Origin of the sequence: Leifsonia virtsii (genome assembly GCF_030433675.1) — a bacterium.
Lineage (GTDB): Bacteria > Actinomycetota > Actinomycetes > Actinomycetales > Microbacteriaceae > Leifsonia > Leifsonia virtsii.
In genome coordinates this window covers 1,225,513-1,237,267 of the sequence record NZ_JAROCB010000001.1, presented here as the reverse complement: position 1 = coordinate 1,237,267, position 11,755 = coordinate 1,225,513, and the positions used below count along the sequence as shown (strand labels likewise).

Sequence of the window (11,755 nt, the reverse complement as noted above, 5' to 3'; positions counted from 1 at the left end):
GCAAGGAGGCCGCCGCCGCGACCGCGCTGGCCGAGCGCCCGCGCGCGACGCCGCCCGTGCGCAAGTTCGCCCGGGAGCTCGGCGTCGACCTGGCGTCCGTCGTCGGCACCGGCGAGCGCGGGCTGATCACGCGCGGCGACGTGCAGTCGTACGCCGGCGGCGGCCGCACCGAGCCGGAGCCCACGCCGCAGCGGGCCGCAGGGACGCGCGAGACGCGCATCCCGGTCCGCGGCGTCCGGAAGGCGACGGCCGAGGCGATGGTCCGCAGCGCGTTCGGCGCGCCGCAGGCGACCGTCTTCCTCACGGTGGACGTGACCGCCACGATGGAGCTCGCCGCCCGGCTCAAGGCGAGCCCCGAGTTCGCCGACGCGAAGCCCGGGCTGCTCGCGATCGTCGCGAAGGCGCTGCTGCTGGCCGTCCGTCGAACGCCCGAGGTCAACTCCCGGTGGGACGACGCCGCACAGGAGATCGTGCAGGCCGAGTACGTGCACCTCGGGATCGCTGCGGCGACGCCGCGCGGACTGCTGGTGCCCGTGATTCGGGACGCCGACGCCCGGTCGCTGGGGGAGCTCGCGGCCGCGATCCGCGGCCTCGCCGAGACCGCCCGGGCCGCACGCACGGCGCCGGCCGACCTCTCCGGCGGCACGATCACGATCACGAACGTCGGCGTGTTCGGCGTGGACGCCGGGACGCCGATCCTGACGCCCGGCGAGGCCGCCATCCTCGCCGTGGGGGCTGTGCGCCGCCAGCCGTGGGAGCACGAGGGCGGCATCGCGCTGCGCGACGTGCTCACCCTCGCGCTGTCGTTCGACCACCGGATCGTCGACGGCGAGCAGGCCAGCCGTTTCCTCGCCGACATCGGCCGCATCCTGCGCGACCCCGGGTCCGTCCTCGCCATGGTCTGACGATCCATGGGACGCAACACGCCGTCACGCCCGCGCGAAAACGGCGTGTTGCGCCCCACGGATGCGCGCTAGGCGTGCAGGGCCGCGTTGAGCTCCACGCCCGCGCCGGCGCGGCGGAGGACCTCGACGGCGCCGGTGAGCGAGTTGCGGCGGAAGAGCAGGCCGGGCATGCCGGAGAGGTCGGCGGCCTTGACGGTCCGCGGGCGCCCGTCGGCGGTCGGCGCCTCGCCGACCAGCACGACCTTCGTCCCCGCGGTCACGTAGAGTCCGGCCTCGACCACGGAGTCGTCGCCGATCGAGATGCCGATGCCGGAGTTCGCGCCGAGCAGCGCCCGCTCGCCGATCGACACGCGGTGCGTGCCGCCGCCCGAGAGCGTGCCCATGATGGAGGCGCCGCCGCCGATGTCGGACCCGTCGCCCACCACGACGCCCTGCGAGATGCGGCCTTCGACCATGGACGAGCCGAGCGTCCCGGCGTTGTAGTTCACGAAGCCCTCGTGCATGACCGTCGTGCCCGGCGCGAGGTGGGCGCCCAGCCGCACGCGCGACGCGTCGGCGATGCGCACGCGCTCGGGCGTGACGTAGTCGAGCAGGCGCGGGAACTTGTCCACGCCTGAGACCTGGATGCCCGCCCGCTGCAGCCGTGGCCGCAGGCGCGCGAGGTCGGCCGGGTGCACCGGTCCGGCGTTGGTCCAGGCGACGTTCGGCAGGTGGGCGAAGATGCCGTCCAGATTCTGGCCGTTGGGGCGCACCAGCAGGTGCGAGAGCAGGTGCAGCCGCAGGTAGGCGTCGGGGGTGGAGGAGGGCGGCGCGTCCAGGTCGATCTCCACCGTGACGATGTCGATGCGGACGGCGCGGCGGGCGTCCTCGCCGGCCAGCTCCTCCAGCTCGGCGGGGGCGATCCAGCGGTCGCGGCCCACGGGGAGCGTGCCGAGCCGCGGCTCCGGGAACCAGGTGTCGAGCACGGTGCCGTCGGAGGCCACCGTCGCGAGGCCGTAGCCCCAGGCTGCGCGGGGCGCGGGAGAACTTTCAGGCGCGTCGGAAGGCATGCCCCTAGGTTAGTAGGGTGCAGAACCTCGACCTCACCGCCTCCTCCATCGACCTCACGCGTCAGTTGTGCGACATCGAGTCCGTCTCCGGCAACGAGGGGGGCCTCGCGGACGCGATGGAGGCCGCGCTCTCCGGCCTTCCGCACCTCGAGCTGATCCGCGACGGGGACACGCTGGTCGCCCGCACGAACCTCGGACGGGAGCGCCGCGCGCTGATCGCCGGTCACATCGACACCGTCCCGCTCAACGACAACCTGCCGACCCGCTTCGAGGAGCACGACGGCATCCGCTACCTCTGGGGCCGCGGAACGGTGGATATGAAGGCCGGCGTCGCGGTGCAGCTGAAGCTCGCCGCCGAGCTGACCGACCCCTCCGTCGACGTGACGTGGATGTGGTACGACCACGAGGAGGTCAACGCCGAGCTCAACGGCCTCGGCCGGCTGGCGCGCAACCGTCCCGAGCTGTTCGTCGGCGACTTCGGCATCCTCGGCGAGCCGAGCAACGGCGTCGTCGAGGGCGGCTGCAACGGCAACCTGCGCGTCGAGGTGCGCACCTACGGCCTGCGGGCGCACTCCGCCCGCGGCTGGGTGGGAGACAACGCCATCCACAAGGCCGCGCCGATCCTCGACATCCTGGCGTCGTACCAGGCGCGCGAGGTCGAGGTCGACGGACTCGTCTACAAGGAGGGCCTGAACGCGGTCGGAATCTCCGGGGGAGTGGCGGGCAACATCATCCCGGACGAGTGCATGGTGCACATCAACTACCGGTTCGCGCCCTCGCGCAGCTCGCAGGAGGCCATCGAGCACATGCACGAGCTGTTCGGCGACTACGAGATCACGGTCGTCGACCGCGCCGACGGGGCCCGGCCGGGCCTCGACGCGCCCCTCGCGCAGGAGTTCGTCGCGGCCGTCGGAGGCGTGGCGAAGCCCAAGTACGGCTGGACGGACGTGGCCCGCTTCAGTGCGATGGGCATCCCCGCCGTCAACTACGGTCCGGGCGATCCGCTCAAGGCGCACGCCGACGACGAGCGCGTCGACGTGGAGCAGATCGTGGCGGTGGAGGAGGGACTGCGTGCGTGGCTCACCGGCGCCGGCGCCCGCTGAGCCGACGCCCGCCGAGCCGACGGCGCTGAACGACACCGCGGTCCCGGCGGACACCGGCCGCGGCCCCTGGTGGACGCTGTGGTGGGTGCGCGTGCTCGCCGTCTACGTCGCCGCCCGCGCGGTCACCACGGTGATCATGCTCGCCTTCGCGGCGGGCGAGGGGAAGAACGCGTGGACGTCGGCGTCGCCCGACTACTTCACGTTCGCCAACATCTGGGACGGCCGCTGGTACGAGATCGTCGCGGGCTTCGGCTATCCGGCGACCCTGCCGATGAACGACGGCGTGCACGTCAGCGAGAACGCCTGGGCGTTCATGCCGGGCTACCCCGGCGTGGTCGACGCGGTCATGTTCGTCACCCGGCTGTCCTGGCCGTACGCCGCCGTGCTGGTGTCCGTGCTGGCCGGAGCGGGGGCGGCCCTCGTCTTCCACCGGCTGCTGCGCCGGGTCGGGCTGGACGCGTCCACGAGCCTGTTCGCGGTCGTGCTATTCTGCGTCGCTCCGGTGTCGCCGCTCTTCCAGGTCGCGTATGCGGAGTCGCTGTACCTGCTGCTGCTGGTGACCGCCCTGCTGCTCCTGGTGGAGCGGCGGTACGGCTGGCTGTTCCCCGTCGTGCTCGCCATGGCCTTCACCCGGCCGAGCGGGCTGGCCTTCGCGCTGGCGCTGGGCCTGCACGTCGTCTACCGCTGGGTGCGGCGGCGGTCCGACCCGTTCCCGGTGCGCGAGCGGGTGCTCAGCGTCGCGCTGACGGTCTTCAGCGGTCTGGCGGGCCTGGCCTGGCCGGCCATCGCAGCGGTCGCGACCGGCTCCTGGACGGCATACACCGACACCGAGCTCGCCTGGCGCGCGCCGTACATCGGCTACACGCACCTGGTGCCGTTCGCGCCGTGGTTCCAGGGCGCCGACTGGTGGAGCAGCGTCATGCTCGGCGTCCCCGGCTGGATCGGCGTGATCGCGCTCGTCGTCATCGTCGCCCTCTACGCCGTGCTGCTGTTCTCGCCCGCCGTGCGACGGCTGGGCGTCGACCTGCGGTTCTGGATCGCGGCGTACTCGCTCTACCTGTTCGCCGTGTTCTTCCCGCAGTCGAGCACGTTCCGCCTGCTCATGCCGCTGTTCCCGCTGCTCGGTGCGCTGGCGCTGCCGCGGAGCCGCGTCTACCGGGTGGCGATGGTCGTGCTGTTCGTCGCGCTGCAGGCGGGATGGGTGGCGATCTGCTGGTCGATCGACGGATACGACTGGTCACCTCCGTGACCCCTACGATTTCCGCAGGTCCGCAAGGATGTCGGATAATAGGAGGACATCCACGAAAGGGGAGCTGCATGGCGGCCATGAAGCCGAGGACCGGGGACGGGCCGATGGAGGCTGTGAAGGAGGGACGGCTCATCATCGTGCGTGTGCCGCTCGAGGGTGGGGGACGTCTCGTGGTGTCCGTCAACGACGCGGAGGCCAAAGAACTCCACGACGCCCTCGCGAGCGTCGTCGCCTCCGCCTGACCAAGCCGTAGCGAGAAGGGCCCCGATCCGCGGATCGGGGCCCTTCTCATGTCTGCGGCGACACGCCTCAGGGCGCCAGCTTCGTGATCTGCAGCAGCCCCTCGCCGACCGGCGACAGGGCGCTGATCACGGCGCCCGACGCGGAGGTCTCGGTGATGAGCGTGCGGAAGCCGGTCGCGACCTCGTCGCGCGCGGCGGGGTCGGCGACGCGACCGCGCCAGAGGGCGCGGGCCACGAGCACGGTGCCGCCCGGGCGGACCAGGCGCAGCCCGTGCTCGACGTACTCGATGACCGACTGCGGGTCGGCGTCGACGAAGACGATGTCGTAGGAGTTCTCGTTCATCCGGGGGAGCACCTCGAGGGCCCGGCCCGGGATGAGCCGCACACGGTTCGCCGGGATGCCGGCCTCGGTGAAGAAGGCGCGCGCGTGCTGCTGGTTCTCCACCTCCACGTCGATGGAGGTCAGCTGCGCCTCGGTGCCGCCGGTCAGGAGCCACAGGCCGGAGACGCCGACGCCCGTGCCGATCTCGACCACGTTCTCCGCCCGGGTCGCCGCGACGACGACCGCCGCCTGGGCGCCCGTCGCCGGCGAGATGGGCTCGATGCCCAGCTCCAGCGACTGCTGCCGCGCGCGGACGATGACCTCGCTCTCGACCACGACGTCGTCGGCGAACCTCCAGTTCGAGTCCTTGTCTGACACAGCGCTCCCGTCGTCCGGCCGTTTCCCCGGCCAACTCCGAGGATACGGTCGGCTCGCTCGGCATCCGTGCAGGCACCGCCGCGATACCCTGGAAACGTGTTCGGGCTGACCTTCGACAAGCTGCTGATCGTGGCGGTGATCGCGGCGTTCGTCATCGGCCCGGAGCGCCTCCCCGCCTACGCGGCGAAACTGGGCACGTTCGTGCGCTCGCTGCGCAACTTCGCGAACGGCGCGAAAGACCGCATGCGCGACGAGATGGGCCCCGAGTTCGACGAGGTCGACTGGAAGAAGCTCGACCCGCGGCAGTACGACCCGCGCCGGATCATCCGCGAGGCGCTGCTGGAGGACCAGCCGGAGGCGCCGGGCGCGATCAAGCCGGTGACGCAGTCCGCGTACGCGCAGCGCAGGATGCCGTTGGCCGCCGGCGCACTGCCGCCGTACGACACCGAGTCCACCTGACGCGGCGCGGCGGCCCGGGCGGGCACGCATCCACTACGCTGCGGACATGATCGCAACGGAGCAGTCGCTCAGCAGGGCGACCGTCGCCCGCTACGCCGTCGGGTCGCTCGGCACGGGCGGGTTCGCGACCCTGCCCGGCCTCGTGCTCGTCTACTACCTGACCGACTCGCTCGGCGTCGCAGCCCTCGTGGCGGGCGTCGTCGTGACGGTCGCCAAGGTGTGGGACGTCATCATCGACCCGGTGATCGGCGCCCGGAGCGACCGGATGCTCGCCGTGCGCGGGTCGCGCCGGCCGATGATGCTGCTGGGCGGCGCCGCGCTTCCGGTGTTCTTCCTCCTCACCTTCGCCGTCCCGCCGGGCACTCCCGCGGTCGCGGCCGCGCTGTGGGTGCTGCTGGCGTTCGTGCTGACGGCGACCGCGTTCAGCCTTTTCCAGGTGCCGTACATCGCGCTGCCCGCCGAGCTCGCCTCCGGGTACGACCAGCGCACGCGGCTGCTGACCTGGCGGGTGGTGGTGCTGACGTTCGCGATCCTGCTGTTCGGCGCGGGCGGCCCGGCGCTCCGGTCGCTGGGCGGCGGCAACTCGTTCGCCGGCTACCTGCTGATGGCGCTCGTCGCGGGCGTCGTGATCGGCGCCGGGATGCTGGCCTCCGCCTTCGTCGCGCCGCGCGGCCTTCCCGCCGCCGTGCCGCCGCCGAAGGAGAGCGTCGCCGCGACACTGCGGTCGAACTACGCCGCCGGGGTGCGGGTGCTGCGCGACAGCCAGCCGTTCCGGGCGCTGCTGCTGACCTTCCTGCTGCAGGGGCTCGCCACCGGGATGATGCTCGCCGGCGCCAACTACGTGGCCACCTGGGTGCTGCACTCGGAGGACGCGGTGACGTTCTTGTTCGTGGCTCTGATCGCCCCCGCGCTCGTCGTCACACCGGTGTGGGGCGTCGTGGCGCGCCGGGTCGGCAAGGAGCGCGGGTTCGTCGCCGCCAGCATCCTGTTCGCCGTCGCCGCGCTGTCGATGATCGGGCTGCTGTGGGCGCCGGGCGCGTGGGTGTACGCACCGGTGGCCGTGGCGGGCGCCGCGTACGCCGGGATGCAGTCGCTCCCGATGGCCATGCTGCCCGACGTCATCTCGCACGACGCCCGGCGCAACGGCAAGGGCAGGGCCGGGACGTTCGGCGGGATGTGGACGGCGGGGGAGACCACCGGCATGGCGCTCGGCGCGACCGTGCTCAGCCTGGTGCTGGCGGTCAGCGGCTACGTGTCGCGGACAGCGGCCGAGTCGGCGGGCGCCGCCCAGCCGGGGAGCGCGGTCGCGGGCATCGTGCTCAGCTTCAGCCTCATCCCGGCCGCGGTCATCGCTCTCAGCCTGGTGCCACTGGCGCGGTACCGGCTGCGGAAGGGGGACATCGATGGCATCGTTTGACCAGCGGGCGATCCTCGCCCGGCTGTCGGCGCTGCGTGCGGCGGACGCGCCGACGCACGGCGGCCGCGTGCTCAGCTACGTGTACGACTCCGGCATGCCCGAGCTCGATGAGCTGGCTGCCGAGGCGATGCGCCTGGTGCAGCCGGTGAACGGGCTCGACCCGACGACGTTCACCTCCGTCGCGGTGATGGAGCGAGAGGTGGTCGGCTTCGCCCGGGAGCTGCTGCACGGCGACGACGACGTGGTCGGCTCGGTCACCTCCGGCGGGACGGAGTCGTGCCTGCTCGCGGTCAAGACCGCGCGTGACGTGTGGCGGGCGGCCGGAGGCTCCGGCGTGCCGCGTCTGCTCGCGCCGGTGACTGTGCACGCGGCGTTTCACAAGGCGGCCGCGCTGTTCGGGCTGACCCTGGACCTCGTCCCGGTCGACCCGGAGACCGGTGCGCTGGACGCCGCCGCGCTCACGGGGCGCATCGGCCCGGACGTCGCGCTCGTCGTCGTCTCGGCCCCGTCGTACCCGTTTGCGACCCTCGACCCGGTGGAGGCGGTCGCGGCGGCGTGCGAGGCGGCAGGGACGGCCTGTCACGTCGACGCCTGCATCGGCGGGTGGATCCTGCCGTTCTGGCGGGCCGCCGACGGCTCGGCGCTCCCGCTGTGGGACTTCCGCGTCCCGGGCGTGACCAGCGTCTCGGCGGACCTGCACAAGTACGGCTACGCGCCGAAGGGCGCCAGCGTGCTGCTCCAGCGGGGACGCGACCGGCAGCGCCGGCAGTACTTCGCGACGACCGGATGGCCGGGCTACCCGGTCGTCAACCCCACACTGCTCGGGTCGAAGCCGGCGGGAGCCCTCGCGGCCTCGTGGGCGATCATCCAGGCCCTGGGCGCCCGCGGCTTCGCGGAGCTCGCCGAGTCGTGCCGTCGCGCCACCCGCGGGCTGCAGGACATCGTGGCCGACATCGAGGGCCTGCGCGTGCTGGGCGACCCGACCGGTCCGCTGCTGGCCGTCGTGACCGACGACGCCGTGCCGGCGTCGCGGCGCGTGGACCCGCACCATTGGGCGGACCGCGCGCGGCGCCGAGGCTGGGTGCTCCAGTTGCAGCCCGGCCTGACGCAGGCCGATGGGACGCACCTCCCGCACACGACGCACCTCACGATCACCCCGGTGACCGAGCGGCGGATCGACGAGCTGGAGGCGGCTCTGCGCGGCGCGGCGGACGAGGCGCGCGGCGTTCCTCCCGTGGACGCGGCCGCGGTGCTCGCTGCGCTGCCTGCGGGCCTCGCCGACCTCGGCGAGCTCGACTCCGCGACGGCGGCGCACCTCCTGGGCTCGATCGGCCTCGTCGGCGGCGCGACGCCCGGCCTCCCCGACGACCAGGCCCCGCTGCTCGCCCTCGTGGAAGCCCTCCCTCGCCCCCTCGCCACCCGCCTCCTCACCGAACTCCTCGCCCGAGCCGTAGAGCCCCCCGCCTGATCGAGTTGCACGTCGTGGGGGGGAGTGCCCCGCCAAAAGCGCCCCCACGCTACCCCCACCCCCGCCCCCGCGCGTTCCCCCCCCCCGCTTTATGGTTTGCCCGGGGGGGGGGGCTATCCCGCCGTACTCCCCCCCACGACGTGCAACTCAACGGAGGGAGAGGCCCAGCTTGCGGCCCGTGAGGCCGCGCGGGCGGATGGAGAGACGCTCGGCGACGGCCCGGATCGCGGCGGCGGCAGGGTCGGCCGGGTCGGTCACCACGATCGGGGCCCCCGCGTCGCCGCCGGCCCGCAGCGGGATGCTGAGCGGCACGCTGGCGAGCAGCGGTACCTCTTCGTCCTGGCCTGCCGACAGCCGCCGCGCCACCTCGGCGCCGCCGCCCGAGCCGAACAAATCGAGCACGCTGCCGTCGGGCTGCACCAGCCCCGCCATGTTCTCGATCACGCCGATGACCTTCTGCCCGGTCTGCCGCGCCACCACGCCGCTTCGCTCCGCCACGTCGGCGGCGGCAGGCTGCGGTGTCGTCACGACGAGCACCTCGGCCCCCGGCAGCAGCTGCCCGACGGAGATCGCCACGTCCCCGGTGCCGGGCGGCAGATCCAGCAGGAGCACGTCCAGGTCGCCGAAGAACACGTCCGACAGGAACTGCTGGATGGTGCGGTGCAGCATCGGCCCGCGCCACGCGACGGCGGCGGAAGCCGAGTCGACGAACATCCCGATCGAGACCACCTTCACGCCGTAGGCGACGGGCGGCAGGATCATGTCGTCCACCCGCGTCGGCCGGGGCGCGACCCCGTCGGCGTCGGTTAGGCCGAGGATGCCGGGGATCGAGAACCCGTGCACGTCGGCGTCCACGATCCCGACTCGCAGCCCGCGCTCCGCCAGCGCCACCGCGAGGTTCGCCGTGAGCGTCGACTTGCCGACACCGCCCTTGCCGCTCGTCACCGCGTAGACGCGGGTGAGCGAGTCGGGCCCGAACTGCTGCCCCCGCGCCGGCCGCCCGGCCCGCAGCGTCTCGGTGAGGGCGCGGCGCTCGGCCGGCGTCATCACCGTGACGTCGACCGCGACCCCGGACACCCCCGGCACCGCGGCGGTCGCCGTGCGCACATCCCGCTCGATCGCGTCCGCCGCGGGGCAGCCGACGATGGTCAGCTTGATCGCGACGCTCGCGCGGCCGTCCTCATCCACCGCCACGTCGCCGACCATGTCGAGCTCGGTGATCGGCTTGCGGATCTCGGGGTCGAGGACGGACGCCAGCGCGCTCCGCACCGCTCCGGCCAGAGCGGTCTCAGGCACGGGCCTGCTCGCCCTCGCCCGCGTCGCTCCTCTCGAGGTCCTCGAGCAGCGACCTCAGCTCGGCGCGGATGAAATCCTTCGTCGCCATGTCCTTGACCGCCAGCCGCAGGGCCACGACCTCGCGCGCCAGGTACTCGGTGTCGGCCAGGTTGCGCTCGGCGCGCTGCCGGTCCTGCTCGATCTGCACGCGGTCGCGGTCGTCCTGCCGGTTCTGCGCGAGCAGGATGAGCGGGGCCGCGTACGACGCCTGCAGCGACAGCACCAGCGTCAGCGCGATGAAGCCGAGCGCGGCCGAGTCGAAGCGCCACGAGTCGGGCGCCAGAGTGTTCCAGCCCATCCAGGCGACCACGAAGATCGTCAGCCCGAGCACGAACCACGGGGTGCCCATGGCGCGCGCGATCCACTCGGTGAACCGCCCGAACCGGTCGCTGGACTCCACGTTGTCGCGCCGGAGAACCGGCGTGCGGAGTCCCTTCGGGGCGTCGAGCCCCGTGTCCTGCCTACCTCGTGCCACTTCCGCCCCTCCTTCCGTTCACAACGCGGATGCTGCCGGTCTCGTCGGACGGCGCCGTGTGTTTCACGGGGTCGTCCTCGTCTTGACTTCGCCAGTCGTCGGGGAGCAGGTAGTCGAGGATGTCGTCGATGGTCACCACCCCGACGAGACGGTGCTTGTCGTCCACCACGGGGACGGAGACGAGGTTGTACGAGGCCAGGATGCGGGACACCTCGGCAGCGGAGGTGTCGGCCGTCACCGGCTCGAGCCCCGGGTCGAGCAGGGTGCCGAGGCGCACGTGCGGCGGGTAGCGCAGCATCCGCTGGAAGTGCACCATGCCGAGGAAGCGGCCGGTCGGCGGCTCGTACGGCGGGAGCGTCACGCAGACGGCGGCGCCGAGCGCGGGCGCGAGCTCGTGCCGGCGGATCAGGGCGAGGCCCTCCGCGACCGTCGCGTCGGCCGAGACGATGATCGGCTCGGTCGTCATCAGACCGCCCGCGGTGTCCGGGTTGTAGCTGAGGAGCATGCGGACGTCCTCCGCCTCCTCCGGCTCCATCAGCTCCAGCAGGTGCTCGCCGCGCTCGTCGGAGAGCTGGGCGATGAGGTCGGCGGCGTCGTCCGGCTGCATCTGATCGAGCACGTCGGCGGCGCGGTCGTCGTCGAGCTTCGCGAGGATCTGCACCTGCTCGCTCTCCGGCATCTCCTCCAGCACGTCGGCGAGGCGGTCGTCGGGGAGCTCCTCCGCGACCTCCAGCATGCGCTCCTGCGGCAGATCGAGCAGGGTGTTGGCGAGGTCGGCCGGCTTCAGCTCCGAGTACGTGGCGATCAGCTGCTCGGCGGACTGCGCCTCGCCGCGCTTCTGCTTCTCGCGCACCTCGTTCCAGGCGACGAACGTCGTCGCCCCCTTGGCGAACGGGGAGGCGCCGGTCTTGGGCTTGCGGACGAACAGCTGGCTGACCGCCCAGTCGCCTGTGCCGGTCTCCTCGATCGCGACGTCCTCGATCGTGGCCTCTCCGCTGCCGTCGGCGAAGACGACCTTGCGGCCGAGCAGCTCGGCGATCACACGCACCTCGCCGCCGCGCTGCTCGAAGCGGCGCATGTTGATGATCCCGCTGGTGATGATCTGGCCGCTGGAGATGCTGGTCACCCGGCCGATCGAGAGGAACACCCTGCGCTTGCCCGGGATCTCGACGATCAGTCCGACGACCCGCGGCGGATCGCTCTTGCGGTACACCACGAGCACGTCTCTGACCTTGCCGACCCGGTCACCCACGGGGTCGAACACGGTCGTCCCGGCGAGGCGGGCGACGAAAACTCTGGTCGAAGTCACGAGACAAACCTAAGCCCTCGCCGGTGAACGGCAGCTGATTCCCA

The 11,755-nt window shown here is 72.6% G+C and carries 12 protein-coding genes; 7 read left to right on the top strand and 5 right to left on the bottom strand.

Translation table 11 applies throughout. From position 1 onward, the window contains the following. Positions 1-905: dihydrolipoamide acetyltransferase family protein (locus tag P5G59_RS05990; protein WP_301216943.1), on the top strand; the 905-nt coding region annotated here is incomplete at its 5' end. Between the two features lie 68 nt (positions 906-973). On the opposite strand, the gene dapD is transcribed toward P5G59_RS05990, so the two are convergent. Next, entirely contained in the window at positions 974-1,954 is a 981-nt protein-coding gene (gene dapD / locus P5G59_RS05985; protein WP_301216941.1) for a 2,3,4,5-tetrahydropyridine-2,6-dicarboxylate N-succinyltransferase, read from the bottom strand. Between the two features lie 17 nt (positions 1,955-1,971). On the opposite strand from dapD, the gene dapE reads away from it, so the two are divergent. From dapE to P5G59_RS05970, 3 genes are all read left to right on the top strand, one after another. Further along, positions 1,972-3,057 carry a succinyl-diaminopimelate desuccinylase gene (dapE, locus tag P5G59_RS05980; RefSeq protein WP_301216939.1) on the top strand — a complete coding sequence of 362 codons (1,086 nt, stop codon included), beginning with the start codon at positions 1,972-1,974 and terminating at the stop codon, positions 3,055-3,057. After that, complete coding sequence (locus P5G59_RS05975) at positions 3,026-4,306, top strand: hypothetical protein (protein ID WP_301216937.1); 1,281 nt, start codon at positions 3,026-3,028, stop codon at positions 4,304-4,306. Before dapE ends, P5G59_RS05975 begins: the two co-directional genes overlap by 32 nt. Positions 4,307-4,374: 68 nt before the next feature. Then, positions 4,375-4,548: a DUF3117 domain-containing protein gene (locus P5G59_RS05970; RefSeq protein ID WP_115695182.1), complete on the top strand. Its 174-nt coding sequence runs from the start codon at positions 4,375-4,377 to the stop codon at positions 4,546-4,548. A gap of 67 nt (positions 4,549-4,615) precedes the next feature. Here the strand turns inward: P5G59_RS05970 and P5G59_RS05965 are convergent, their stop codons facing one another. Then, positions 4,616-5,248, bottom strand: coding sequence for an O-methyltransferase (locus P5G59_RS05965; RefSeq protein ID WP_301216934.1), 633 nt, complete (start codon positions 5,246-5,248; stop codon positions 4,616-4,618). 96 nt (positions 5,249-5,344) lie between these two features. Between P5G59_RS05965 and P5G59_RS05960 the strand changes: the two genes are divergently transcribed. Genes P5G59_RS05960 through P5G59_RS05950 form a run of 3 tightly spaced genes read left to right on the top strand, consistent with a single transcriptional unit; the run spans position 5,345 to position 8,592 of the window. Continuing rightward, positions 5,345-5,707 (top strand): twin-arginine translocase TatA/TatE family subunit, encoded by a 363-nt coding sequence (locus P5G59_RS05960; protein ID WP_301216932.1) that lies wholly within the window; start codon positions 5,345-5,347, stop codon positions 5,705-5,707. A gap of 46 nt (positions 5,708-5,753) precedes the next feature. Next, positions 5,754-7,124, top strand: a complete 1,371-nt coding sequence (locus tag P5G59_RS05955) for an MFS transporter (RefSeq protein WP_301216930.1) — start codon at positions 5,754-5,756, stop codon at positions 7,122-7,124. Next, positions 7,111-8,592 carry a pyridoxal phosphate-dependent decarboxylase family protein gene (locus P5G59_RS05950; RefSeq protein WP_301216928.1) on the top strand — a complete coding sequence of 494 codons (1,482 nt, stop codon included), beginning with the start codon at positions 7,111-7,113 and terminating at the stop codon, positions 8,590-8,592. The genes P5G59_RS05955 and P5G59_RS05950 overlap by 14 nt, the downstream gene beginning before the upstream one ends. A gap of 147 nt (positions 8,593-8,739) precedes the next feature. Here the strand turns inward: P5G59_RS05950 and P5G59_RS05945 are convergent, their stop codons facing one another. Genes P5G59_RS05945 through P5G59_RS05935 form a run of 3 tightly spaced genes read right to left on the bottom strand, consistent with a single transcriptional unit; the run spans position 8,740 to position 11,711 of the window. Further along, positions 8,740-9,888: an Mrp/NBP35 family ATP-binding protein gene (locus P5G59_RS05945; RefSeq protein ID WP_301216926.1), complete on the bottom strand. Its 1,149-nt coding sequence runs from the start codon at positions 9,886-9,888 to the stop codon at positions 8,740-8,742. Then, positions 9,881-10,402: a DUF1003 domain-containing protein gene (locus P5G59_RS05940; RefSeq protein WP_301216924.1), complete on the bottom strand. Its 522-nt coding sequence runs from the start codon at positions 10,400-10,402 to the stop codon at positions 9,881-9,883. Before P5G59_RS05940 ends, P5G59_RS05945 begins: the two co-directional genes overlap by 8 nt. Continuing rightward, positions 10,389-11,711: a magnesium transporter MgtE N-terminal domain-containing protein gene (locus tag P5G59_RS05935; protein WP_301216922.1), complete on the bottom strand. Its 1,323-nt coding sequence runs from the start codon at positions 11,709-11,711 to the stop codon at positions 10,389-10,391. Before P5G59_RS05935 ends, P5G59_RS05940 begins: the two co-directional genes overlap by 14 nt. Positions 11,712-11,755: the final 44 nt, after the last annotated feature.

Excerpts from the sequence above, each read along its gene's own strand:
- P5G59_RS05970 (WP_115695182.1), top strand. The coding sequence starts at position 4,375 with ATGGCGGCCATGAAGCCGAGGACCGGGGACGGGCCGATGGAGGCTGTG.
- P5G59_RS05955 (WP_301216930.1), top strand. The coding sequence starts at position 5,754 with ATGATCGCAACGGAGCAGTCGCTCAGCAGGGCGACCGTCGCCCGCTAC.
- dapD (WP_301216941.1), bottom strand. The coding sequence starts at position 1,954 with ATGCCTTCCGACGCGCCTGAAAGTTCTCCCGCGCCCCGCGCAGCCTGG.
- P5G59_RS05950 (WP_301216928.1), top strand. The coding sequence starts at position 7,111 with ATGGCATCGTTTGACCAGCGGGCGATCCTCGCCCGGCTGTCGGCGCTG.